Source organism: Aurantiacibacter atlanticus (assembly GCF_001077815.2).
Classification (GTDB): Bacteria; Pseudomonadota; Alphaproteobacteria; order Sphingomonadales; family Sphingomonadaceae; genus Alteraurantiacibacter; species Alteraurantiacibacter atlanticus.
This window is the reverse complement of sequence record NZ_CP011310.1, coordinates 1,099,778-1,123,515: the sequence shown is the minus strand read 5'-3', so window position 1 is coordinate 1,123,515 and position 23,738 is coordinate 1,099,778. Positions and strand designations below refer to the sequence as shown.

Below are 23,738 nucleotides of genomic sequence, written 5' to 3'. Positions count from 1 at the left end.
TGCCGATGTCACATCGCATATCTGCGGGTGATCCGCTTCTCGGCTTCCAGAAGCAGCAACAATATGAAGCCGATCACAATGATAATTGCTCCTTCGCCGATGGTAAGCGACTCTGTTTCAAAAACCAGTTGCAGGAACGGCAGGTAAGTAAAGGCGATCTGCGCGACGATCACAATCGCCAGCGCGACCAGTACGGGTCTGGTGCCGAGCGCCCCCCTTAACGTGAGTGAACGCATGTGCAGGAAGCGAACATTGAAAAGATAGGCGATCTCGGCAACCACCAGCATGTTGACCACCATCGTACGGGCCTTTTCCACGCTGGCGCCCTGTGATTGCGCGCCGAAGAAAATCAACAGCGATACGGCCGCGAACAATGCCGAAACCAGTGCCACGCGCCAGACGAGGAGCGGCGTCAGCAGCGGCGTATCGCGCCTGCGCGGAGGCCGTTCCATGACGCCCGGCTCGGGTGGCTCGAAGGCAAGAACGAGGCCTAGCGTCACCGTGGTCACAAGATTGATCCACAAGATTTGCGTCGCAGTCATGGGCAGCGCGAAGCCGGCGAGGATGGCGAGCACGATCACAACCGCCTCGCCTCCACTGGTTGGCAGGGTCCAGGCGATAACCTTGCGGATATTGTCGTAGACAGTGCGGCCTTCGCGTACGGCGGCTACAATCGATGCGAAATTGTCGTCGAGCAGCACCATTTCGGAGGCTTCGCGCGCGGCCTCGGTCCCCGCGACGCCCATGGCGGTGCCGACGTCGGCCTGTTTGAGCGAGGGGGCATCGTTGACCCCGTCCCCGGTCATCGCGACGATATGGCCATGCGATTGCAGCGCGCGCACGATGCGCAGCTTGTGCTCGGGGCTGGCGCGCGCGAACACCGAAACCTGCTCCACACGCCGAGCCAGCTCGTCGTCGTCCAGTGCCTCGATCTCGGTGCCGGTCAAAGCCTGCGGATTGTCCGCAAGGTTCAACTGCCCGGCGATCGCCACGGCGGTCGCGGCATGATCGCCGGTGATCATCTTGATCGCGATACCGGCCGAGCGACATTCTGCAATCGCCCGCTTCGCCTCCTCGCGCGGCGGATCGACGAAACCCATCAACCCCAGCATCCGCGCATTCTTCAGGTCTGCATGGGTGATGCGCTCTCTTGGCCGTTCGAGCCGGAGCATGGCGAAACCCAGCAGGCGTTCGCCTTGCGCGGCCGCGCGTTCGACACGTCCCGACCATTCAATTTCCTGGGCAGTCTCTTCGCACAGCGCCAGCACCGCCTCGGGCGCGCCCTTGATATAGACGACATGCTCTTCGTCCGGCCCGCGATGCAGCGTAGCCATGTATCGATAGGAGGCATCGAAGGGTATCTGATCAAGCCGCGGCCACTCGCCGCGAAGGCGCTCGGTGTCGGTTTCCGCCTTGGCGGCAAGCGCCAGCAATGCGCCCTCCATCGGATCGCCGGCGACGCTCCACTGACCGTCCTGCTGCGTCAGTCGCGCGTCGTTGCACAGCGCGCCGCAGCGAATCAACGCGTCAGGCACATCAATGCCGGCAAGGGTTCCCCTCATCGGCATCACCGTACCCTCAGGTGCATAGCCAACGCCGCTTGCACCAAACTCGCCTTCGGCGGTGATGAGGCGCACGACTTTCATCTCGTTGCGGGTCAGCGTGCCAGTCTTGTCGCTGCAGATGACGCTAGTCGCTCCAAGCGATTCCACCGCAGGCAGCTTGCGGATCACCGCCCTGCGGCTGGCCATGCGCTGGACGCCGATGGCGAGGGTTATGGTGATCACGGCAGGCAGACCTTCGGGGATCGCGCCCACGGCAACGGCGACAACGGCAATCAAAGCTTCGGTCGGATCGAAGCCGCGTATCAGGACCGCAAAAGCGAACAGCGCTGCCCCGAAGCCGAGGATGACGAAAGTCAGCAGACGGGCGAAGGAATTGATCTGTTGCAGCAGGGGTGTCACCAGCGGCGGCACTTGTTGCAGCATGCCGCTGATCTTGCCGATCTCGGTGCTGATGCCGGTATTCACGACGAGGCCGGTCGCCTGGCCGCGGACGACCAGCATGCCGGAAAAAGCCATCGAGCTTCGGTCGCCAAGCGGGGCAGCGATCGATGCAGGTTCCTGCTGCTTCTCGGCTGCGAGCGATTCGCCGGTAAGCGCCGCCTCCTCGATGGCGAGCCCGCGCGCGCGAAGGATCCGCAGATCCGCCGGGACGCGGTCACCCGCCTCGATCAGAACAACGTCGCCGGGTACCAGATCGGCAACGTCGATGTCGCGCTTCTCTCCATCCCGCAGGACGATGGCGTGCTGCGATATCAGACTGCTCATTCCCTGCAGCGCCGTCTCCGCCCGTCCCTCTTGGACGAAACCCACCACGGCGTTGACCAGCACCACCAGCAGGATCACGGCGGCATCGATCGCGTGGTCGAGCAGGAACGTCACGACCGACGCAGCCAGCAGGAAATAGATCAGCGGATTGTTGAACTGTTCGAGAAAGCGCAGCAGCGGATGTGTGGACCTGGTTTCAGGCAGGCTGTTCGGGCCGTATTCGGCGAGCCTGTCCCTGGCAGTGTCTTCGTTCAGGCCTTCTGCCTGCGAATTCTGCGCCTCCAGCGCGTCAAGAATGTCGAGCGCGTGCCACTCGTAAACTTTCGTCGGTGTCATAAATCTCAGGTGTCCGTCGTCAGAACATTGGAACAACTCGCGGAGTAGATTAGCGGACGTGGGCCTCGTCTGGTTGATGTGTTTTGGGCGGTTAGAGCCCGCGACCGCCAAGGATATGGGCCCAAACCTAACGATCAATACGCTGGACGACAACGCCGCAGAACATGTGAATACTACAACAGATGGAGGGGCTCAGGGCGTGCTGGTCACGGCCGTTTCGGTCCCCGCGTTTGCGCAGGCCCTGAAAATGGTTCGCAGAAAAGGAACCATCGCCTTGACCGGACTGCCGCCCGGAGAATTTCCCACGCCGATATTCGATGTCGTGCTGAAGCGGATTACCATGCGCGGATCGATTGTCGGCAATCGCAGGGATCTGGCAGAAGCCGTGCAGTTTGCGAATGAAGGCCGGTCAAGACGCGCATCAGCAAGGCCCGGTTGGAGGACATCAACGATGTTTTCGCGAATCTTGAAGCCGGCAAGGTCAAGGGCCGCATCGTTATCGAACTTTGATTGGTCGATACGCCGATTAGCCGACCAACTCCGTTGCATGTAGCCTAGCGTAGTCTTCGGCCAATGCTCTAGCGATCCGTAATCTACCGACTGCCAATACTATTACCGCTCGCGCTCTGGTCCGGATCGTCTGCAAAGCCACCCCCCAGGGCCAGATGGAGCGCCACCCGGTTGTCCAGCCGCGCCCGTCGCACACTGAGGAGAGTGCTGCGCGCGTCATAGGCGCGTTGCTGCCCTTCGATTACGGTCAGAAACTGTTCCTTCCCGACGTAATAGCGATTGAATGCCACTTCGACCGATCGCTCGGCTTCACGCGCAGCTTCGGCCAGGGCCGCTTCCTGCCGCGCCAGATAGGCGTCGAGCGCAAGCGCGATTTCGACTTCGGAGAACGCGGTCAGAACCACATCGGCGAACGCCTCCACTGCTTCGTCGCGCTCGCCTTCGCGCGCCGCAACTTGCGCGCGCAGGCGCCCACCTTGGAAAACGGGCTGCAACAGACGTCCGGCGACCGACCAAATGAAGAAATCGGGATCGAAGATATTTGCAATGTCGGTGCTGGCGGTTCCCGCCGATCCGGTGAGCGCGATCTGAGGCAGGAACGACCGTTCCGCCGCAGTTAGTCTGTAGCCAGCGGCAGTGAGCCGAGCGCGTGCCGCCAGGATGTCCGGCCTGCGCTCGAGGAGGTTCGAAGGTAGCCCCACGGGGGGAGCAGGGGGCATCTCGGGCAGAGCCTCGGCTAGAGCGACTTCGCCATCGGGATAGGCCCGGACCAACGCGTCGAGTTTCCGAAGTGCGCGAGCGCGCTGTTGATTGCGGCGCTCGAGTTCGGCGCGAGCGGACTGCAGGTTCGAATTGGCAAGATAGCTTTCGTTCGGCGCGGCTCTGCCGACCTGAACGCGATTGCCGATCTGACGCGCCGATTCCGCAAAGGCATCGACGGTGCTTTGCGCCAGTTCGATCTGCTGGTTTGCCTCGATCGTTTCGAAATATGTGCGCGCTGTCTGCGCTGCAATCAATTGTCTGGCAGCGAGCAGATTGGCCTCGCTCGCAAGAAAATCGGCTCGCGCAGCCGCGGTTTGCGAGGAAAGCTTGCCCCACAGATCGAGCTCCCAGCTCACCTGTGCGGAAAGCTGGAATGTGTCGTAGGTGAAAGTTTCGTCCGTTTCGTCTTCCGTTCCGGGCAGCACGATGCCGAGGCTGGCGAGAGATTGCTGCTGGCGCGAAGCCGACAGGGCAAGGTCGAGTTGCGGATAGCGATCTGAACCGGCGATCCGCGCGCGCGCCTGTGCCTGTGCTACGCGTGCCAGAGCCATGCCCACGGAAGGGTTGTCTGAAACGGCCCGGTTGACGAGGACGGCAAGCTGCGGGTCGTCAAACCGCGTCCACCAATCGCTGTCGACCGGTTCGGTTTGCAGACTATCAGCCGCGATAAATGCGGCGGGAAGTTCCGGGAGGTTCGCCTGCGGTGTCGATTGAGCAGTTGTACATCCGGCAAGTGCTGTCAGGGCTAGCAACGCGATCGCTCGCCTTGCGCGTCGAGGGCTGCTCAATCGGACTTCGGGGGTTCGCATGATCAGCCTACCTCCCTTTGCTCGACGGACTCGCCATCGGCCAGGTCCGAAGAGGGATAGAGCACGACCTGCGCGCCCTCTTCCAGTCCCTCGAGGACTTGCGCCTGCGTCCCGTTATTGCGCCCGATTGTGACGCGCCGCAGCACCGCCTCGCCGCCGTCCACGGCTAACACCGCCCAGCGGCCCTGATCACGAAACAATGCGCTTGCCGGCACTATCAACGCGTCGCGGTCTTGCCAGACGATGATACGTGCCTCGACGCGAAACCCGCTGCCCAGGCCGGCGCTCTCCGGCTGATCGGCTGATAGGCGCACGATCGCATTGACCCGTTGTTCCTCGACACCCAACGCGGACACCTTGGTGAAGCCCTGCGGTTCGAGCTGCACGACAGCGCCCCGCAGCGGCGTATCTCCACCCCAGCCTTCGACCAACACCGGATCGCCCAGCGAAACTGTCACGGCATCGGTAGAGAGCAGTTCGACCAGCACTTCCAGGTCGCTGCCGACATCACCGATTTCGACAATGGGCGTTCCTGCCGCAAGCGTGGCGGCGCTCTCTTGCATGACTTCCAGGATTCGGCCCGATGCCGGTGCCCGGAGAGCAATCGCGCCACCACTTGCTCCGGGTGCACTACCCAACAATCGCGCGCGCGCCTAAGCCAGTTCGGCCTCGCGCATGGCGACCGAGGATTGCGCGGATTCGAGCGCGGCCTGCGCGTTTTCTGCATCGCGTATTGCCAGATCGAGCGCAGCGCGGCTCGTCGATTGCAACTCCCACAATTCCTGCTCGCGCGCCAGTTCCGCGTCCGCAAGTCGCTTGTCCGAACGCGCCTGTTCAGGCGCCCCAACAAGATGAAACGAAAGTTGACACAAAAAATTTTATCACAAGTCTTAATGTGATGTTGTCACCAAGCGGACGGCGATGAATCCCCGTCCGCATAGTTTCCATCACGACTGAATTTCTTAGAATAGTACAGCGGTCCTAAAAAATAAAACCGATTAAACTCCAATCACTGAGGTTGGGTCATAGTCGGCTATCCGATCCTGCGCCATGACGCTGGAACCTAGGCCCTGTTGACAAAAGACTTCAACCATAGGCGGATGCTGGCGAGGTTGAGGAAGCTGGCGAATGACAGAGCGGTCTTGTCATATCGTGTGGCGATCCGGCGGGACTGTTTGAGCTTGTTGAACATGCGCTCGATGCGGTTGCGATCCTTGTAACGACGATAGTCGGGATGCGCAGGAACCTTGCGGTTTGAGCGGGGTGGTATGATCGGCAGGATGCCCCGAATCAGCAGGCTTTCGCGGAACCGATCCCCGTCATAGCCTTTGTCGGCCAGCAGCGCTTTGGGCGCGGCAACCGGTATATCCATCAGCGGTCCGGCGGCGGTGTAATCGGATGCCTCACCGCCGGTCAGGATGAAGCCGATAGGCCGTCCCTGATTGTCACATCGGGCGTGGATTTTGCTCGTAAAACCGCCGCGTGATCGACCAAAAGCCTCCTTATGAGTCCCCCCCTTGCGCCGGCGGCCTGCGAATGGCCCCGGACACTGGTGCTGTCGATCATGTGTTGCCAATCGTCCGTCAGGCCCAGCTCGACCAGCGTGGCGAGCAAGGCATCCCATACGCCTTGCTCGGCCCATCGTCGGAAGCGGACGTAGACCGAGTTCCACTTGCCGTATCGCTCGTGCATGTCGCGCCAGGGGCAACCGACCCGCAGAACATGGAGCATGCCATCGAGAAAGCGCCGATTATCCTGCGCCGGTCGTGCCCAGCGGCCCCGTTCTGACGGCAACAGTGGCCCGATCAGTTCCCATTCCGCGTCCGTCAAATCTCCGCGCGCCATGCCTGCTCCTGCAAAAAGCAGCCTTGAATCACCCGATGGCGGTTTTGGGAATCCCTACCAAGCTTTTGTCAACAGGACCTAGGCCCTGTTGACAAACAGGATTCACAAACGGGCTGAGTTGTGATTCAAGATAGCTTTTGCGGAGGTTATCTTGGCGCGGTTGCTGATGGAGGATACCGAGTGGGCATTCTTTGAACCCTTTTTGATGGCGATCCGGGGGCAAGGCGGTCGCCCGGCCTCCAACCACCGCCTTGTTCTCGATGGCATTTTCTGGATTGCTCGCACTGGTGCTGCCTGGCGTGATCTGCCTGAAGAGTTCGGCAAGTGGTCGAGCGTGTATCGCCAGTTCCGGCGCTGGACCCTAGCCGGACTTTGGGAACTGGTGCTCGATGCCCTCAACGATAGCGGCGCAGCGCCAGACAGCGTCCAGATGATCGACAGCACCGTGATCCGCGCGCACCACTTGGCAGCGGGCGCAAAAGGGGGACTCAAAGACAGGGTTTTGGCCGTTCAAAAGGTGGCTTCACGTCCAAAATCCACCTCATTAGCAACGCTCACGGCCTCCCTGTCCGGGCGGAAGTAACCGGCGGTGAGGTTTCCGACTTCAAGGGCTTTGATGCGCTGGTCGATGATGATCTGCCAACCGCTCGCGTATTCCTGGCCGACCGGGGCTATGATAGCGACCATATCCGCAAAACGATCGCTGAGCGTGGCGGAACACCAGTGATCCCGGCCAAGGCCAATCGCAAAGAGCCGATCCCGCACGACACCGTCACCTACGCCTTGCGGAACCGCATAGAGCGGTGCTTCGCCAAGCTCAAATGCTCGCGCCGCCTCGCAACCCGATACGACAAAACCTCAGCAAGCTATCTCGGCTTCATACATATCGCAGCCGTCCGCCTCTGGACAAATCAGTTTGTCAACAGAGCCTAAATCAGAAAAAGACGATAACCCCTCCAGAGACTGGAGGTGCAAGCACTTTTTTTGCTGTCTGGAAACGGTGCCCATAGTCCCATTATAGCTTTCGCGTCAGCGACCCGCGGAAGAGGCAGCTGGGTTTCGAGAAAGCGTTTCGATGATTTTGCATTCGGAAACCTCGCCGCCCGTGCAGGCCGCGACCACACTTCTCAGTTCGGAACGAAGCGCTTGTAGCTGACTGATGCGCTCGTCCACGGCTCGAAGGTGCCGCATAGCGATGTCACCCGCCTCGTCACAGCTCTGATACGGTCTCGCCTTCACGCTTAAAAGCGAGCGTGTTTCATCGATCGAAAACCCCAATTTTCGAGCATGCCGAATAAAGGAAAGGCGCTCGACGTCCTGCTCTTTGTAGGTTCGCTGCCCCGCTGCCGTACGCGCGGCTTCGGGCATCAGTCCGATGTCCTCATAAAATCTGATCGTGTTGACCTTGGTGCCCGTGGCTTTCGCGATACCTCCGATAAGCATGAACTCATTCCTCTAATCCTGAAACCGCGAACCATTCGCAATTTCGGCTTGCCTCTACAGCAACTGGAGGTGTTATCTAACGCGTCATGTTGGAAAACGAAACATCGGGCTGTGGCTGCACAGGCGATACGCAAAGAGCAGGCGCAGACCCTGCCTATCGCCGCTCGCTCTGGATAGTTGTCATACTCAATCTGGGGTTCGGGATTGTCGAGGCCTTCGGCGGGTTTCTGGCGGACAGCCAAGCGCTCAAGGCCGACGCTCTCGACTTCATCGGCGATGGATCGATCACGCTCATCGGCATCCTTGCTCTGGCGTGGAGTGCCCGCACGCGCGCCCGGGTCGCGCTGGCACAGGGCCTGTTTCTGGGCGCGTTGGGCATTGGAGTGATCGGTCTGGCAGTCTGGCGCTCGCTTAACGCGGTCGCGCCTGAAGCCGACTTGATGGGCGGGATCGCCGTCGCGGCCTTGATAGTCAACATCGCGGCGGCGCTTGTGCTCATGCGGTTTCGCGAAGGCGACGCACATGTATCCGCGATCTGGCTGTTCAGCCGCAATGACGCGATCGCCAATGTCGGAGTGATCATCGCTGCTGCCCTGGTCGCCTGGACCGGGCAAGCTTGGCCCGATCTGCTGGTCGCAGCGGTGATCGCCCTGATCTTCCTGCATTCGGCCTATCTTATTGTCCGGCGTGCGATCGAGGAACTTCGCGCGCAACATGCTTCGGCTCTCGGAAAGGCCGCCTCCAAATGACGCTACGTGCTTTTGCGGTCCAATTGATCGCTTTCCTGTCCATCGCAGTCGCAATGCCCGCTGCTGCAGGCACGCATGGCGCGGTTCAGACGACCTGGCGCCTGCTCGATTATATCGCCGTGGATTACACCGAAGCCGTTAGCGGCGGTGAAGTCACGAACGAGCTGGAATATACCGAAATGCAGGAATTTTCTGCCTCGGTAGCCGAACGCATGGCGGCCCTGCCCGCAAACGCGGAACGTGCCCAGCTGGTTGCGGATGCCGAGACGCTCGCCGAGTCAATCTCGGCGAAGGTGGAGCCTGCTGTCGTCGCGCGAGACGCGCGCAGATTGGCAAGCGAGCTGATCGCGGCGTTTCCCGTTCCGCTTGCGCCCGAGGCGGCACCCGACCTCGCGCGAGGTGCCGCACTGTACGCCCAGAACTGCGCAAGCTGTCATGGCCCAAGCGGTGGCGGCGACGGCCCTGCCGCAGAGGGACTCGATCCCCCGCCAATCGCTTTTGACGACGTCGTCCGTGCCCGCGAGCGAAGCGCTTTCGCGCTCTACCAGGTCATCGGACAAGGGCTGGAAGGAACGGCCATGCCGGGCTTTTCCGATCTCCCGGCGGAAGATCGCTGGAGCCTTGCCTATTATTCAGGGTCGATCGCATTTGAGGATATAGAGCGCGGCAGACGGATCTGGAACGACGATCCGAAAATCCGGGCGCGTATTCCTGACCTCGCCGCTCTATCCGGCCTTACCCCGGCAGCCCTTGGCGAGGCGATCGGCACCGAGCGTGCCGATGCCGTTATGGCCTATTTGCGGGCTCATCCCGAAGCCGTGACGAGCGATACGGCAGGCTCACTCGCTTTGGCACGCGAACGCTTGCAGCAAAGTCTTGCCGCCTACGAAGCGGGTAATAATGCCGAAGCGCGCGAACTCGCACTCTCGGCCTATCTCGATGGCTTCGAACCATTGGAAGCCGTTTTAAGCACGCGCGATGCAGACCTGCTCGCATCTGTCGAAACCGGCATGGCCGAGCTTCGAGCGGCAATAGGTCGCGGGGATCCGGTGGCCACTGTCGCCCAGAGGGTGAAGGCGCTCGACGTTCTTTTCTACCGCGCCGAGACGGTCCTCGCCCCGGACAATGCCAGTGAGGCGTCGGCATTCGCAGGAGCCTTTGCGATCCTGTTGCGCGAAGGGCTCGAGGCGTTGCTGATCGTGATCGCGATGATCGCGTTCCTGCGCAAGGCCGAGAGAACCGAAGTTCTGCCCTTCGTCCATGGCGGATGGCTGTCGGCCCTTGTCGCCGGTGGCCTGACTTGGGTGGCAGCGACTTACCTGATCGGCATAAGTGGGGCAGGTCGCGAGCTGGTAGAGGGGTTCGGGTCGCTTTTTGCCGCTCTCGTACTGTTGTCGGTTGGCATTTGGATGCACGGCAAATCGCAGGCCGGCGAATGGCAACGCTATATCCAGAAGACCATGCAGCACGCTCTGTCGCGCAGGTCCGCATGGTTTCTGTTCGGGCTGGCGTTTCTCGTGGTTTATCGGGAAGTCTTCGAGACGATCCTGTTCTTCGCAGCGCTCTGGACGCAGGGGCATACCGGCGCGATTTTCGCCGGCTCCGCGTCCGCAGTCGTGTTACTGGCGCTGATTGCCTGGGTGATGCTGCGCTACAGCCGCCGACTGCCGGTCGGAACCTTCTTCGCGTATAGTTCGGTCCTCATCGGCATTCTCGCCGTTGTTCTGGCCGGGAAGGGCATTTCGGGCCTTCAGGAAGCCGGATTGCTGGGCATCACCCCGCTTCCAGGGCTGCCCCGTATACCAATCCTCGGTGTGGCACCGGCGCTCGAGCCGGTGGTCGCGCAAATTCTCACGCTCGCCCTCATTGCGCTGGGATATTGGCGCAACAAAAGGAAGGGCATGCAAGTCCGGACACTGCATGCCGAAACCGGTTGATTGCGCCATGGGCGCAGGGAAGCGATATAATCGATAGACATTCTATCTTTGGGGCTGCGGTGCTTGGCGCCGATGCTTTGGGAACAGCCGCGTACGGCGGACGTGACCTGTTAACATGCAGGAGTGCGACGCTCGCTTCGGTAACGGAGCGCTGGCAACTTCGCATTCCTACACTCTGTTTAGACGAACGAGAAAGTGGCGAGCGGGTTTTTGATTTCAATCTGCGCGACGGTGTCTCGCAATTCTTCGAAGGCATCGAGAAGCCGACGATACGGGTCTGATGAATGCAAGCCGCACTTTTTCTGAACGGGCGATCAACCGATCGAACCGGGAAGCAGCTGGACTGTGCGATTCGCGGGGCAGCTCTTTGTTCTATCCCGCAACGACCGGTGCCTGAAGTCTCGGAACAGGGGCTAGATGGAACGGTTGTCCTATATTCAGGCGAGGCCTTGCGGCTTGTTTTGCGGTTCGAGGACTACACCGACTTGAATTTGCCTTGCATGTACCGCTGATACACCTTCGAGCAAGGAGGCGGCAATTCACCGGCACATCCTGGATCAGACGCAGAGCAAAGACTTGTCACACCAACGCGAGAACCATTTCATGAAAGCATCCGATCTTCTTGTCGCCGCGTTGGAAGCCGAAGGCGTCGAATATATCTTTGCGGTGCCGGGCGAGGAAAATCTCGATCTCCTGGAGTCGCTGCGCACCTCGTCGATCCGCCTGATCGTTACCCGGCACGAGCAAGGGGCGGGTTTCATGGCGGCTACCTATGGACGCCTGACCGGTAAAGCCGGCGTATGCCTTGCCACGCTTGGTCCAGGGGCAACAAACCTCACGACGCCCGCAGCTTATGCCGCTCTGGGCGCATTCCCGCTTGTCATGATAACCGGGCAAAACCGATCAGGTGTCCGTCGTCAAAACATTTGGCACAACTCGCGGCGTAGGATTGCGGAGTGCGGGCCTCGTCTGGGTTTGATGTTTAGGCGGCGAGCTTGCGGTGTTGCAAGCGCCGATGTTCGAGTGTCTTTCGCTTGATCCTTTCTCGTCGTTTGATGATGGCGGGAGCCCTGCCGAAGTAGGCATCGGCAGGCGTCACGTTGTCGAGGCTTTCGTGATAGCGCTGGTGGTTGTAATGCTCGACGAACGCCTCGATCTGCTGTTCGAGGTCGCCAGGCAGGAAGTAGTTTTCGAGCAGCACGCGGTTCTTTAGCGTTTGATGCCATCTCTCGATCTTGCCCTGGGTCTGCGGATGGAAGGGTGCACCGCGCACATGGCTCATCCGGTTCGCTTCGATGTATTCGGCCAGTTCCCCGGCGATGTAGCTGGGACCGTTGTCGCTCAGCAGACGTGGTCTGTGCAGCACATTGGCATGGTCGCAGCCTGAGGCTGCCAGAGCCATGTCGAGCGTGTCGGTGACGTCCTCGGCTCGCATGGTGGTGCAGAGCTTCCAGGCGATGATGTAGCGCGAGTAATCGTCGAGCACGGTCGAGAGGTAGACCCAGCCCCACCCGATGATCTTGAAGTAGGTAAAGTCGGTCTGCCACATCTCGTTGGGGCGCGTGGTCTGGGTGTGGAACGCCTCTGCCGCCTTGATCACAGTATAGGCCGGACTGGTGATCAGATCGTGGGCCTTGAGCAGCCGGTAGACGGTGGCTTCCGACACGGATTCGAAGCGAAGCGAAGAAGGGCAAGCGGAGCGCGCCCAACTAGCGCTTCTCGTCAGTGAAGCGCACCGCCAGTTCCCTTGGGCTGAGGTCAGTCTGCTCCAGCGCCATCTCGACGATCTGATCCTGAACCTCGGGTGCGATCCTGTTCCACACGCGGATCGGCGTCGATGACCTGTCTGCCAGCGCCTCCGGCCCGCCTTCAAGGTAACGGTCATACCAGCGGTAGAAGGTGCGCCGTGCGACGCCGAGCTGGTCCAACGTGCGCTTGGCCGGGAGATGCGATTGCTCAACGATCCTGATGATCTCCAGCTTCTCGGATGCGGGGTATCTCATGCGTCGTCTCCCCCATCCGCGATCATGCTTTTTTTGAGCAAGCGGTTCTCCAGGATGAGGTCGGCCACGCATTCCTTCAGATCGCGGGCCTCACGGCGCAGATCCCTGACTTCGTCCGTAGTTGCTGCACGGGCGGTGTCGCCAGCCAGGCGGCGTTTGCCGGCCTCCATGAACTCCTTGGACCAGGTGTAGTACAGGCTCTGGGCAATGCCTTCCTTGCGGCACAACTCAGCTATCGAGTCATCGCCGCGCAGGCCTTCCAGCACGATCCTGATCTTGTCTTCCGATGAAAAATGCCGACGGGTCTTGCGGCGGATGTCCTTGACCACCTGCTCGGCAGGCAATTTGGACCTTGAGGATTTGGGCTTCATCTTCGTTCCTTCGTCACTACGACGAAGCCCAAATCCTCCTTAAATCACAACCTCAAATCTGTGCCATAGGTGCTGACGGGGGACAGGCTGCCGTACCCGTGCCGATGATTACCAAGTCGTATTCCATAGCAATTCTCCTACCTGCTTAATGAAGCTGGAGTGGCTACGGGTTCCGGCTTTGATGCAGCCCCCAACTCATAACCTTCGCTGGGGACTTCAAAATGCTATTGCGACTTACTCGCATTCACAATATCGGCGCCTTCAAGAATGGAAGGAGTCTTCATGCATAGTTATCTCGCCGGCGCCCTAGCGCTCGTCCTCGCCACCCCGGCACTGGCCCAGACCGCCGGGCAGGAAGACGCCGAAAACGAACGCAGTTCGAGCGAAAACGCACCGATAATCGTTACGGCTGCGCGCACACAATTGCCGGCGAGCGCTCTGCCCCTGACAGTCGATGTGATCGATAGCGAGGCGCTTGATCGGCAGGTTCTGATATCCGGCTCGACGGTCGACGCAGTCTCCGCCCTCTTGCCATCCTTTTCTCCCACGAGAGAGAAGCTGAGCGGGTCAGGAGAGAGCCTGCGCGGTCGCTCGCCGCTCTACGCGATCAACGGCATCCCGCAATCGACGCCCGTGCGCGACGGCTCGCGCGATGGCTACACCATCGATCCCTTCTTCATCGACCGTGTCGAGGTCATCTACGGCTCCAACGCCTTGCAGGGCATCGGCGCGACCGGCGGTGTGGTGAACCAGGTGACTGTGGGCGCTCCGAGCGAAGACGGCATCGCCGTGCGGGCTCTCGCGCAATTGACCCTGCCGGACAGTTTCGACGGCGAAGGGATCGGCGCCAAGACCGCTGCCCTCGTCGGCTACCGCGAAGGCGCCTTCGATGCGAGTTTCGGAGCAACATTGGAGCGGCGCGGTGCCTTCTTCGACGGGGCAGGCAACCGGATCGGAGTCGACGGAACCCAAGGCGAAATCCAGGACAGCGACAGCTGGTCGGTGTTCGGCCGGTTGGGATACGAACTGGCGAGCGGTGCCCGGTTCGAACTGGTGGCCAATCGCTATGAGCTCGAAGGCAATGCCAATTACGTGCTCGTCCCCGGCGATCGCGCTGCCGGTATTCCGGCGACCAGCGAGCGAGGAGTGACGCCTGGCGATCCGCCATCGAATACCGCCGAACTGCTATCCGCATCGCTCATTGATCCCGATCTCGGCGGTGGCACATTCGTCCTGCAGGGTTTCTACAGCCGGACCGACGACGTCTTTGGTGGCGGCGTGTTTGGCGTGTTCCAGGATCCCGCCATTGCTCCGCCCGGTACTCTGTTCGACCAGTCGGCCAACCAGTCGCGCAAGCTGGGCGGCAAGGTCAGCTACGAACGTTCCGTTCCCGACTTCGAGGACCTCGTTCTGACCGCCGGCTTCGATGCCCTGTTCGATCGGACCCAGCAGTCGCTGGTCCAGACCGGTCGGGTGTGGGTGCCGCGCAGCGATTTCCGCAGCCTAGCGCCCTTCGTCCAGGGCAATCTCGCGCTGGCTGACAAACTCGTCCGCCTGGCTGGCGGCCTGCGCTACGAAAACGTACAACTGTCGGTCGACGACTTCGAGACTCTGGCAAGCTACGGCCCGGTCCAGGTGGAAGGTGGCTCTCCCTCTTTCCAAGACCTGCTCTGGAATGCCGGCGTTATCGTCGAGCCCATTGACGGCCTGCGCGCTTATGGCAGCTATGCAGAGGGTTTTACGATTGCCGATGTCGGCCGAATCCTTCGCGGCATCACCCAGCCGGGCGTGGACGTGGACGATTTCCTGTCGCTCGAACCGGTCGTCTCGAACAATCGCGAACTGGGAATCGAATGGGATCGTGGCCCATTGAAGGCTTCGGCAAGCTACTTCTGGTCGTCGAGCGATTTCGGCTCGCTGCTCGTGCTTCGCGGCGGTGTGTTCGAAGTGGAACGCCAGCCGATCGAGATCGAGGGTTTCGAGGCCAGCCTCGATTGGCAGACGCCCCTGCCCGGGTTTTCGCTCAGCGGCGGTTATGCCAATCTGTCCGGACAGACCGACGGCGATGCCGACGGCCAGGTCGATGAGGATCTCGACGGGGCGAACATTTCGCCCGACCGCGTCAATCTGGCCGCCGATTACACGGCGGGCCCGTTTAGCGCTCGCGCACAGGCCCGCGTCTATCTCTCGCGCGAATTCAACGATACCGCGACGGAGACGGATTTCGAAGGCTACACGCTGCTCGACGCCTTCATTGCGTACCGCACCGAAATCGGCGAATTCTCGCTCGCCGCGCAGAACCTCACCGATGAATTCTATATCACTTACGACAGCGATACCGTCCGGGTGACGGACAATAATCGGTTCTTTGCGGGGCGCGGACGCACCTTCACGCTGGCATGGCGCGGTGACTTCTGATGACGCTGCTCTCATGGCTGCATCGCTGGACGGGCGGAATTGTCGGGCTGCTGCTCGCCATTCTCGGCCTGTCCGGCACGGTGCTACTGTGGGAAGATAGCTGGATTCTGCTGCCCGGGGCTGGCGATCCCGTAGCCAACGATCCGGCCATGCTTGGCCGCTCGGTCGCCGCGGCGCTGGAAGCGGGACCCGAGCTGTCGCGCCTCACTTTCGCAAGCGAGGAGATTGGATTGCACCAGGCTGTCTATGCCGACGGCAGCGGCGCCTATTTCGCGCAGGACGGGGTTCTGGTCGATCGCTGGGCAAGCGTCTGGGAACGGCCCGAACTGTGGCTGTTCGATCTCCATCACTACCTGTTGATGGGCGAGACCGGGAAGACCGTCACCGGCATTCTCGGTCTCTTGCTCCTGGCATTCTGCATTAGCGGTCTGGTCCTGTGGTGGCGCACCCGAAAGACATTCCGCTTCCGCCTCTGGCCCGCCCGCTTCACTGCGAGTGCCGTGGTCCGCCATCATCGCGACCTGGGAGCCGTCGCATCCCCGCTGCTGATCCTGGTGGCATTCACCGGGGCGATGATGGTCTTCCCTGCCATTTCGGGTTGGCTTCTTTCGCCGCTGGCACATGAGATGCAAGATGTCGCCCTGCCCGACGACCTTACCGACCATTCGGCACAGACCGACTGGACGCTGGTCATGACGCGGGCGCAAGCCGCCTTCCCGGATGCCGAGCCGCGGAGGCTCATGTTGCCCGCCGAAGCAGGAGCGCCGATAGCTATTCGTTTCCGGCAGGATTTCGAATGGACGCCCAACGGCCGCACCTATGTCTGGCTCGACCCTGGCAGTGCCGGAATTGTTGGCACAAGCGACCCCGCCAAGCAGGATTTGGCTTCCGCAGCGACCGAAAAGTTTTATCCGGTTCACGCCGGAAAAATCGGCGGTATGGTCTGGCGGCTGCTCTTGACTGCAAGCGGATTGGCTCTGGTGCTCCTGGGCGCGCTGGCTACCTGGAGCTTCTGGACAAGACAAGCTACCGATATATCCAGCAAAAGAGCAGGAAGGTGGAGCAGCGAGATTTCAGCACGCACCGCTGATTCCTCAGGGTCGCCGGGTTCCTAAGCGCCGCTGATCCTCCAAGGGTCGCGAACCTTTCGAAGAAGGTCTTCGCGACTCATTGCAAGGAATAGACTGGTTAAGTGTCCGCACGGTTTGGAGTTCGATCGGATCAGGTTTCGCAAGAACCTTGTCGGCTTCTATTACCTGTCTCGCAACGCCCCCTCTGCCTCGTCGATGTATCCGCGTGTCAGGGGCAGGGCCCTGCGATCGCGGCAATACTGAATCTGGTAATTGCACATGCCGCCATGTTCGAAAGCCGCCGTGGCTCCGGCGAGATAGAAGGTCCACATGCGATAGAAGCGCGCATCGAACATTGCCTCGATCCGTTCGCGATTGGCTTCGCAATTGGCATACCAGGCGCGCAGCGTTCTGGCGTAATGCAGCCGCAGCATCTCGACGTCGCTGGCAATGAGACGGTATTTCTCGCTCGCCGCGACGGTTTCCGAAAGCGCCGGGATATAGCCGCCGGGGAAGATATATTTGCGCGTGAAAGCATCGGTTGTGCCCGGTGCGCCTATCCGGCCGATCGTGTGGAGCAGCATCACCCCGTCATCCGCGAGCATATTGGCGCAGCTGCGGAAGAATGCCTCGAATTGCGGGCGTCCGACGTGCTCGAACATGCCGACAGAGACGATCCGATCGAAGCGCTGGCCGCGTGCGGCGAGGTCGCGATAATCGACCAGCTCGAACTTCACGCGGTCGGAGACACTCGCTTGCTCGGCGCGGGTCCGAGCCAGGCTTAGCTGCTCCTCGCTGAGCGTGATGCCCGTGACGCGCAGGTCCATTCTTCGGGCGAGATAGATCGCCATTCCGCCCCAGCCGCAGCCGAGATCGAGAACCTCCTGGCCCGGAGCGAGCGCGAGCTTCGCGGCGATATGGGCGAGTTTGGCCTCCTGCGCCTCGGCCAAGGTCTCGACACCATCGTCCCAATAGGCGCAGCTATATTGCATGTGCTCGGCGTCGAGCATCAGCTGGTAGAACGCATTTCCGATATCGTAATGATGCGCAACATTGCGCTGCGAGCCGATCCGCGAATTCACTGAATCGAGCGCGAAGGCGGCACTGTTGCGCCATCGCCGCAAACGGCTCGGCCGGCCGATCGAGCCCCCGCGGTCCCACGGCGCATTGGCGCGCAACAATTCGACCAGTTCCATGATCCCGCCGCGCTCGACAAGCAGCCGCCCGTCCATGAACGCCTCCGCCGCGCCCAGCCGCGGGTCGAGGAGTATGTCCCGCGAGACCTTCCGGTCGACAAATCGGATGACGACATCCGGAAAGCCTTCCGCGGGCTTGCCGAAATTCTCGTTCGAACCATCGGCAAAACGCACCACCAAGGTTCCGCGCTCGACGATGCCGGAAAGATAGCGAGTGATCAGACGCTTGCTCATTCAGTCACCCTACGCTGCGTGGCACTCCGCCACCAAATCTCTGATTTTCTATACTATCTGCAGAGCAACTCGGAACAAGTCCCCGGCCACACGGATTGGAACCGGTGATGATCGTTCCCCGTTCCCGACCGCAATCGTGCGATGTTTCTGGTCACTATGACGAACTCGATCGTGTTTATCGCGAGGTCTGGGGCGAACATGTGCATCACGGCTATTGGCGATCGGGCGATGAGCGGACCAGCGAAGCAGTAGAAGCACTGGTCGATTTGGTCGGCGAACGCATGGAACCCGAAGCCGGCCAGCATCTCTGCGATATCGGATGCGGCTATGGCGCGACGGCCGAGCGTCTTGCGGCGTCCTATGACGTGGAGGTAACCGGCCTCACGATTTCGAATGAGCAATATGCGCGGGCAGCACAGCGGACTGGCAGTGTTCGTTTTCTACTTCGCGACTGGCTGTACAACGATCTGGCGGAACGGTCCTTCGACGGCGCCTACGCGATCGAGAGCACCGAACACATGTCCGACAAGCAGCAATGCTTCGACGAGGCCTGCCGCGTGATCAAGCCCGGCGGGAAGTTGGTGGTCTGCGCCTGGCTTGCATCGGAAAGCGCGCACCCATGGGAGGTCCGCCATTTGCTCGAGCCGATTTGCCGCGAGGGACAACTTCCCGGAATGGGGACGCGCGAGGAGTATGTCGACTTCGCCGAACGCGCTGGGTTCGAACTTCTCTCTTTCGAGGATAGCAGCCGCCAGGTAAGGCGGACCTGGGACATTTGCCTGCGCAGGCTCATGAAACGGCTCGCCACCGACAGTTCCTATCGTAAACTTGTCACCAGCAGCGAGACGCGCAACCGCAGCTTTGCACTAAGCTTACCCAGGTTGATGCTTGCCTACCGGACCGGTGCCATGCGGTATGGCCTGTTCAAGTTTACGCGGCCGGGTGGCGAACCCGCCGTGCGCGGCGTATCCGAACCCGAATTGCAGAAGGAGGCTCCATGCGCCTGAACGCTTTTTCAACCTGCCTTGCCTCGCTTGCTCTCGCCGGATGCGGTCATGTGGCCGACATACCGGTCGAAGCCGCAAGCGGCCGGGCACCGCAGATCGTCGAACCGGCCGAGACTCTTCTGCCGACGTTCGATGTCGCCCCCGCTACCGGTTGGCCCGACGGCACCGCGCCCGTGCCGGCACAGGGCCTGGCGGTCACGCCATTCGCCGTAGGGCTGGATCACCCTCGCTGGCTCCATGTTCTGCCCAATGGCGATGTCCTCGTCGCGGAATCCGCAGCGCCGCCGCAGCCCGAGCTGGGGAAAGGTATCAAGGGTTTTTTCATGAAGCTGTTCATGAAGAAGGCCGGATCCGCAGTGCCGAGTGCGGACCGGATCACGCTGTTGCGCGATACGGACGCCGACGGGGTTGCCGATATGCGGACGCCTTTCATCACCGGACTCAACTCTCCCTTCGGAATGGCGCTGGTCGGGTCCGATCTCTACGTCGCCAATACCGACGCGGTCCTGCGTTTCCGCTACGAAACCGGCGCCATGAGCATCGCCGGAGCGGGCGAGACAATCGCCGCCCTTCCCGCCGGACCATACAACCAGCACTGGACGCGCAGCCTCGCCGTCAGTCCCGACAACACGAAACTGTATGTGGCCATCGGTTCGGCGAGCAATATCGGCGAGTACGGGCTGGAGCACGAAGTCGGCCGCGCCGCCATTCGTGAGATCGATCTACGCACCGGTGCCGAACGGCTGTTCGCCAGCGGTTTGCGCAATCCGGTCGGCATGGCATTCGAACCGGAGAGCGACCGGCTCTGGACGGCAGTCAACGAACGTGACGAGCTGGGGTCGGACGTTCCGCCCGACTACATGACAGCGGTCGAAGAAGACGGGTTCTATGGCTGGCCTTATTCCTACTGGGGCGATCATGTCGACGAGAGGGTCGAGCCCCAACGCCCCGATCTGGTCGCCCGAGCCTTGATACCCGATTATGCGCTCGGCCCGCACACCGCGTCGCTGGGGCTGGCGTTTACTGATCCTTCCAACCCGGCGCCGCTAGGCCTGCAAGGCGCTTTCGTGGGTCAGCACGGTTCGTGGAACCGCAAGCCGCCGAGCGGCTACAAGGTCGTGTTTGTCCCTTTTGAGCAAGGCCTTCCCAGCGGACCGGTCTACGATATCCTCACAGGCTTTCTCAGTGCTGGTGGCGAGGCTTACGGCCGGCCCGTCGGGGTGGCCCTCGATTTACGAGGAGGACTGCTGGTGGCAGACGATGTGGGCAACAGCGTCTGGCGCGTGTCCGACGAGTAAATGCCAGGTCGTGCGGTTCAGTAGCTCAGATCGGACAGGAGACGGAAGCTGAGCAGGCGGGGAGAAGCGAGTGGCACCGTCGCCCAACTCGGATCATCTCCCCGGCGCATTCACTATGCCGGCAGGAAAATAGCGCGGGTCCGGTCGGTCGCGGATCTTCGCGCCCGGGCCCACAAGCTCATGCCCCGGTTCGTGCTTGAATATCTCGAGGGCGGCGCGGGGCAAGAAGCCACACTCGACAGGGAACGCAAAGCCTTTGCAGAATGGCGGGCCATGCCCTTCACGCTGTCCGACGAGGCGTGCCGCGACGTCTCCGTAAAAATCCTGGGCCGCTCCGCATCGCTCCCTCTCGCGCTCGCGCCAACCGGCCTGAACGGCATTTTCATGCGCAACGCCGATATCGCACTGGCGCAAGGCGCTGCCGAAGCCGGCGTTCCGTTCATTCAGAGCACGATGTCGAACGACAGGATGGAAGATGTCGCGGCGGTGCCGGGGCTGCGGCACTGGTGGCAGCTCTATGTCTTCGGTGGCGAGGAAATCTGGCAGGAGCTCGTCGACCGTGCCGACCGCGCAGGATGCGAAGCGCTGGTCCTCACCAGTAACGCGCAGATATTCGGGCAGCGCGAGTGGGACGAGCGGAACCGCACCGCCAGCGGCTTCCCCAACCTTCCCGCGCTGACCGACGCTGCACGGCATCCGCGCTGGCTGGTGAGGACGCTTTCGCGTGGTCTGCCGGAGTTTTCCAATGTCATCGACTTCGTTCCGAAGGACAAACGCTCGTTCTTTGACAGCGCGAACTGGATTCGAGAGCAAATGCCGAAATCGCTTGCTTGGGACGACCTCGCCAGGATCCGCGAACGATGGCGCAAACCTCTTTTTCTCAAAGGCGTTCTCAATCTCAAGGACGTGTCACGCGCGATTGAGCATGGTGTCGATGGCGTAATCCTTGGCGGCCATGGCGGCAGGCAGGCAGACTGGGCGGTTTCGGCGCTGGATATCCTACCGCGCGCCCGGGAGCTGTCCGGAGACGACATCGCGCTTTATATCTCGGGCGGCATTCGCCGAGGCAGCGACATCCTCAAGGCGCGCGCCTTGGGCGCGGACGCGGTGCTGACCGGCCGGGCCACGCTTTATGGCCTTTGCGCTTTCGGGGCCGCGGGGGTCAGCCGCGCGATCGAACTTCTCCAGTCCGAAATGGTGAACGAGCTTGGCCAGTATGGCGTGTCGAACCTCGATGCGCTTTCGCCCGACCTGTTTGTCCGGGAAGACCGTCTGCCGCTCTAGTCCGGAACTATTCTGCGGGAAAGGCCATCGTCGACAGGAGGGAAATCTCAGCAGCGCGACTGTCGAGCCGGGTATGCTGGACGATGATCGGAACATCGCTTTCGATGATGCTGGCATAGCTGGTGTCTGTCCCCCGTCAGCACCTATGGCACAGATTAGAGGTTGTGATTTAAGGAGGATTTGGGCTTCGTCGTAGTGACGAAGGAACGAAGATGAAGCCCAAATCCTCAAAGCCCAAATTGCCTGCCGAGCAGGTGGTGAAGGACATCCGCCGCAAGACCCGTCGGCATTTCTCTGCTGAAGACAAGATCCGCATCGTGCTCGATGGCCTACGCGGCGATGACTCCATTGCCGAGCTGTGCCGCCGTGAAGGGATCGCACAGAGCCTGTATTACACCTGGTCCAAGGAGTTCATGGAGGCCGGCAAGCGCAGGCTTGCTGGCGATACAGCCCGTGCTGCTACCACCGACGAGGTAAAGGATCTGCGCCGTGAAGCGCGCGATCTGAAGGAATGCGTGGCGGACCTGACGCTGGAGAACCGTCTGCTCAAAAAAAGCATGATCGCGGATGGGGGAGACGACGAATGAGGTATCCCGCATCCGAGAAGCTGGAGATCATCAGGATCGTCGAGCAGTCGCACCTGCCCGCCAAGCGTACGCTGGACCAGCTCGGCGTGGCACGGCGGACCTTCTATCGCTGGTATGACCGCTACCTCGAAGGTGGGCCGGAGGCGCTCCAGGACCGTCCTTCAGCGCCGAGCCGGGTGTGGAACCGTATTGGGCCCGAGGTGCAGGACCAGATCGTCGAGATGGCTCTGGAGCAGACCGATCTCAGTCCCCGCGAGCTGGCGGTGCGCTTCACCGACGAGAAGCGCTACTTCGTGTCCGAAGCCACGGTTTACCGGCTGCTGAAGGCCCATGATCTGATCACCAGCCCGGCCTACACGGTGATCAAGGCGGCAGAGGCGTTCCACACGCAGACCTCTCGACCCAATGAGATGTGGCAGACGGATTTTACCTACTTCAAGATCATCGGATGGGGCTGGGTCTATCTCTCGACCGTGCTCGACGATTACTCACGCTACATCATCGCCTGGAAGCTCTGCACCACCATGCGAGCCGAGGACGTCACTGACACGCTCGATATGGCGCTGGCAGCTTCAGGCTGCAACCACGCCAACGTGCTGCACAGGCCCCGCCTGCTGTCGGACAATGGCCCCAGCTACATTGCCGGGGAACTAGCCGAATACATCGAGGCAAACAGGATGAGCCATGTGCGCGGCGCTCCCTTCCATCCGCAGACGCAGGGCAAGATCGAACGCTGGCACCAGACCCTGAAGAACCGCGTGCTGCTGGAAAACTACTTCCTGCCCGGCGATCTCCAACAGCAGATCGAGGCCTTCGTCGAGCACTATAACCACCAGCGCTACCACGAGAGCCTGGACAATGTGACACCCGCCGATGCCTACTTCGGCAGGGCTGCCGCCATCATCAAACGAAGAGAAAGGATCAAGCGAAAGACACTCGAACATCGGCGCTTGCAACACTGCAAGCTCGCCGCCTAAACATCAATCCGAGACGAGGCCCACACTCCGCTGATCTACGCCGCGAGTTGTGCCAAATGTTCTGACGACGGACACCCACGGCCCCGGCGAAGAAACCGGGCCACGTGAGCCAGTCAAATCCTGGAAGCAGCGGCGCCCACGCCTCATGCATGTGAAAGGTCTGGGGTACCAGCAGACCGAAGACGACACAGATCAGATAGGTGATTAGCAGGAAAATGCTGAGTGCCCAGCCCCATGTGAGTATCGAGCCCTTCATCGTCGTACCGGTCATACATAACTCCATATATTTATACCATGCAGGGGTATGGTATACTATCCGCTCATTTGCAACTGTGCTATCCAGAGTTCAAAGCCCGTTTAACCACCGAGAGATGCTCGTGATCGACAGTCAGGACGGAAAATTCAAGCGTGTCATTACACGCATGCGCCGGATCGAGGGCCAGGCCCGCGGGATCGCAAAGATGCTGGAAGAGGAGCGCTACTGCGTTGACTGTCCCCCGTCAGCACCTATGGCACAGATTTGAGGTTGTGATTTAAGGAGGATTTGGGCTTCGTCGTAGTGACGAAGGAAC

The 23,738-nt window shown here is 61.0% G+C and carries 18 protein-coding genes and 3 pseudogenes; 12 read left to right on the top strand and 9 right to left on the bottom strand.

The window, feature by feature from the left end; all coding sequences use genetic code 11:
* Nucleotides 1–8: 8 nt before the first annotated feature.
* Nucleotides 9–2,666 (bottom strand): HAD-IC family P-type ATPase, encoded by a 2,658-nt coding sequence (locus tag CP97_RS05460; RefSeq protein ID WP_048885112.1) that lies wholly within the window; start codon nt 2,664–2,666, stop codon nt 9–11.
* A gap of 76 nt (nt 2,667–2,742) precedes the next feature.
* On the opposite strand from CP97_RS05460, the gene CP97_RS15885 reads away from it, so the two are divergent.
* Nucleotides 2,743–3,219, top strand: coding sequence for a zinc-binding dehydrogenase (locus tag CP97_RS15885; RefSeq protein WP_227819746.1), 477 nt, complete (start codon nt 2,743–2,745; stop codon nt 3,217–3,219).
* Nucleotides 3,220–3,259: 40 nt separating this feature from the next.
* Here CP97_RS15885 and CP97_RS05450 read toward each other — a convergent pair whose 3' ends face one another.
* The 4 genes and pseudogenes from CP97_RS05450 to CP97_RS15880 form a co-directional block, all read right to left on the bottom strand.
* Entirely contained in the window at nt 3,260–4,747 is a 1,488-nt protein-coding gene (locus CP97_RS05450; protein ID WP_082863728.1) for an efflux transporter outer membrane subunit, read from the bottom strand.
* Nucleotides 4,748–4,749: 2 nt separating this feature from the next.
* Nucleotides 4,750–5,310: an efflux RND transporter periplasmic adaptor subunit gene (locus CP97_RS05445; RefSeq protein WP_053106551.1), complete on the bottom strand. Its 561-nt coding sequence runs from the start codon at nt 5,308–5,310 to the stop codon at nt 4,750–4,752.
* A gap of 90 nt (nt 5,311–5,400) precedes the next feature.
* Complete coding sequence (locus CP97_RS05440; protein ID WP_053106549.1) at nt 5,401–5,619, bottom strand: hypothetical protein; 219 nt, start codon at nt 5,617–5,619, stop codon at nt 5,401–5,403.
* 191 nt (nt 5,620–5,810) lie between these two features.
* Nucleotides 5,811–6,592 (bottom strand): annotated as a pseudogene (locus tag CP97_RS15880) (IS5 family transposase).
* A 166-nt stretch (nt 6,593–6,758) separates the two neighbouring features.
* Here CP97_RS15880 and CP97_RS15875 point away from each other — a divergent pair.
* Nucleotides 6,759–7,525 (top strand): IS5 family transposase gene (locus tag CP97_RS15875; RefSeq protein ID WP_418202079.1). Its coding sequence is split into 2 segments (ribosomal slippage): nt 6,759–7,080 and nt 7,080–7,525, totalling 768 coding nucleotides; the frame shifts between segments, so codons are not numbered across the junction.
* A gap of 96 nt (nt 7,526–7,621) precedes the next feature.
* Here the strand turns inward: CP97_RS15875 and CP97_RS05415 are convergent.
* The gene (locus tag CP97_RS05415) at nt 7,622–8,035 is read right to left on the bottom strand and encodes a MerR family transcriptional regulator (protein WP_048885107.1); all 414 of its coding nucleotides are present in this window, start codon (nt 8,033–8,035) and stop codon (nt 7,622–7,624) included.
* Between the two features lie 86 nt (nt 8,036–8,121).
* Between CP97_RS05415 and CP97_RS05410 the strand changes: the two genes are divergently transcribed.
* The 3 genes from CP97_RS05410 (at nt 8,122) to CP97_RS15870 (ending at nt 11,759) form a co-directional block, all read left to right on the top strand.
* A complete protein-coding gene (locus tag CP97_RS05410) occupies nt 8,122–8,784 on the top strand; it encodes a cation efflux transmembrane domain-containing protein (protein ID WP_048885106.1) in 663 nt (220 codons plus the stop codon).
* Complete coding sequence (locus CP97_RS05405; RefSeq protein ID WP_048885105.1) at nt 8,781–10,721, top strand: cytochrome c/FTR1 family iron permease; 1,941 nt, start codon at nt 8,781–8,783, stop codon at nt 10,719–10,721. The genes CP97_RS05410 and CP97_RS05405 overlap by 4 nt, the downstream gene beginning before the upstream one ends.
* Before the next feature lie 603 nt (nt 10,722–11,324).
* Entirely contained in the window at nt 11,325–11,759 is a 435-nt protein-coding gene (locus tag CP97_RS15870) for a thiamine pyrophosphate-binding protein (RefSeq protein WP_257730373.1), read from the top strand.
* On the opposite strand, the pseudogene CP97_RS05390 reads toward CP97_RS15870, so the two are convergent.
* Nucleotides 11,704–13,095: pseudogene (locus tag CP97_RS05390) on the bottom strand (IS3 family transposase). The gene CP97_RS15870 and the pseudogene CP97_RS05390 sit on opposite strands and share 56 nt — an antisense overlap.
* Nucleotides 13,096–13,377: 282 nt before the next feature.
* Between CP97_RS05390 and CP97_RS05380 the strand changes: the two are divergent.
* A complete protein-coding gene (locus CP97_RS05380; RefSeq protein WP_048886753.1) occupies nt 13,378–15,513 on the top strand; it encodes a TonB-dependent receptor in 2,136 nt (711 codons plus the stop codon).
* The gene (locus CP97_RS05375; protein ID WP_063612366.1) at nt 15,513–16,628 is read left to right on the top strand and encodes a PepSY-associated TM helix domain-containing protein; all 1,116 of its coding nucleotides are present in this window, start codon (nt 15,513–15,515) and stop codon (nt 16,626–16,628) included. The genes CP97_RS05380 and CP97_RS05375 overlap by 1 nt, the downstream gene beginning before the upstream one ends.
* Nucleotides 16,629–16,765: 137 nt before the next feature.
* On the opposite strand, the gene CP97_RS05370 is transcribed toward CP97_RS05375, so the two are convergent.
* Nucleotides 16,766–18,013: an SAM-dependent methyltransferase gene (locus CP97_RS05370; RefSeq protein ID WP_048885103.1), complete on the bottom strand. Its 1,248-nt coding sequence runs from the start codon at nt 18,011–18,013 to the stop codon at nt 16,766–16,768.
* A gap of 107 nt (nt 18,014–18,120) precedes the next feature.
* On the opposite strand from CP97_RS05370, the gene CP97_RS05365 reads away from it, so the two are divergent.
* The 3 genes from CP97_RS05365 (at nt 18,121) to CP97_RS05355 (ending at nt 21,602) form a co-directional block, all read left to right on the top strand.
* The gene (locus tag CP97_RS05365) at nt 18,121–19,020 is read left to right on the top strand and encodes a class I SAM-dependent methyltransferase (RefSeq protein ID WP_048885102.1); all 900 of its coding nucleotides are present in this window, start codon (nt 18,121–18,123) and stop codon (nt 19,018–19,020) included.
* The gene (locus tag CP97_RS05360) at nt 19,011–20,318 is read left to right on the top strand and encodes a PQQ-dependent sugar dehydrogenase (protein WP_048885101.1); all 1,308 of its coding nucleotides are present in this window, start codon (nt 19,011–19,013) and stop codon (nt 20,316–20,318) included. Before CP97_RS05365 ends, CP97_RS05360 begins: the two co-directional genes overlap by 10 nt.
* Before the next feature lie 180 nt (nt 20,319–20,498).
* A complete protein-coding gene (locus tag CP97_RS05355) occupies nt 20,499–21,602 on the top strand; it encodes an alpha-hydroxy acid oxidase (RefSeq protein WP_063612365.1) in 1,104 nt (367 codons plus the stop codon).
* 7 nt (nt 21,603–21,609) lie between these two features.
* Here CP97_RS05355 and CP97_RS16735 read toward each other — a convergent pair.
* Nucleotides 21,610–21,717, bottom strand: a pseudogene (locus CP97_RS16735) (sensory rhodopsin transducer); the annotation flags it as partial.
* A 97-nt stretch (nt 21,718–21,814) separates the two neighbouring features.
* Here CP97_RS16735 and CP97_RS05345 point away from each other — a divergent pair.
* Nucleotides 21,815–23,166 (top strand): IS3 family transposase gene (locus CP97_RS05345; RefSeq protein WP_149036422.1). Its coding sequence is split into 2 segments (ribosomal slippage): nt 21,815–22,150 and nt 22,153–23,166, totalling 1,350 coding nucleotides; the frame shifts between segments, so codons are not numbered across the junction.
* A 215-nt stretch (nt 23,167–23,381) separates the two neighbouring features.
* Nucleotides 23,382–23,690 (top strand): metal-sensitive transcriptional regulator, encoded by a 309-nt coding sequence (locus tag CP97_RS16695; RefSeq protein ID WP_063612364.1) that lies wholly within the window; start codon nt 23,382–23,384, stop codon nt 23,688–23,690.
* Nucleotides 23,691–23,738: the final 48 nt, after the last annotated feature.

Bases quoted from the DNA above. Each gene is read 5' to 3' on its own strand.
- CP97_RS05460 (WP_048885112.1), bottom strand. From the start codon at position 2,666: ATGACACCGACGAAAGTTTACGAGTGGCACGCGCTCGACATTCTTGAC.
- CP97_RS15885 (WP_227819746.1), top strand. From the start codon at position 2,743: ATGTGTTTTGGGCGGTTAGAGCCCGCGACCGCCAAGGATATGGGCCCA.
- CP97_RS05450 (WP_082863728.1), bottom strand. From the start codon at position 4,747: ATGCGAACCCCCGAAGTCCGATTGAGCAGCCCTCGACGCGCAAGGCGA.
- CP97_RS05445 (WP_053106551.1), bottom strand. From the start codon at position 5,310: ATGCAAGAGAGCGCCGCCACGCTTGCGGCAGGAACGCCCATTGTCGAA.
- CP97_RS05415 (WP_048885107.1), bottom strand. From the start codon at position 8,035: ATGCTTATCGGAGGTATCGCGAAAGCCACGGGCACCAAGGTCAACACG.
- CP97_RS05410 (WP_048885106.1), top strand. From the start codon at position 8,122: ATGTTGGAAAACGAAACATCGGGCTGTGGCTGCACAGGCGATACGCAA.
- CP97_RS05405 (WP_048885105.1), top strand. From the start codon at position 8,781: ATGACGCTACGTGCTTTTGCGGTCCAATTGATCGCTTTCCTGTCCATC.
- CP97_RS15870 (WP_257730373.1), top strand. From the start codon at position 11,325: ATGAAAGCATCCGATCTTCTTGTCGCCGCGTTGGAAGCCGAAGGCGTC.
- CP97_RS05380 (WP_048886753.1), top strand. From the start codon at position 13,378: ATGCATAGTTATCTCGCCGGCGCCCTAGCGCTCGTCCTCGCCACCCCG.
- CP97_RS05375 (WP_063612366.1), top strand. From the start codon at position 15,513: ATGACGCTGCTCTCATGGCTGCATCGCTGGACGGGCGGAATTGTCGGG.
- CP97_RS05370 (WP_048885103.1), bottom strand. From the start codon at position 18,013: ATGAGCAAGCGTCTGATCACTCGCTATCTTTCCGGCATCGTCGAGCGC.
- CP97_RS05365 (WP_048885102.1), top strand. From the start codon at position 18,121: ATGATCGTTCCCCGTTCCCGACCGCAATCGTGCGATGTTTCTGGTCAC.
- CP97_RS05360 (WP_048885101.1), top strand. From the start codon at position 19,011: ATGCGCCTGAACGCTTTTTCAACCTGCCTTGCCTCGCTTGCTCTCGCC.
- CP97_RS05355 (WP_063612365.1), top strand. From the start codon at position 20,499: ATGCCCCGGTTCGTGCTTGAATATCTCGAGGGCGGCGCGGGGCAAGAA.
- CP97_RS16695 (WP_063612364.1), top strand. From the start codon at position 23,382: ATGCTGAGTGCCCAGCCCCATGTGAGTATCGAGCCCTTCATCGTCGTA.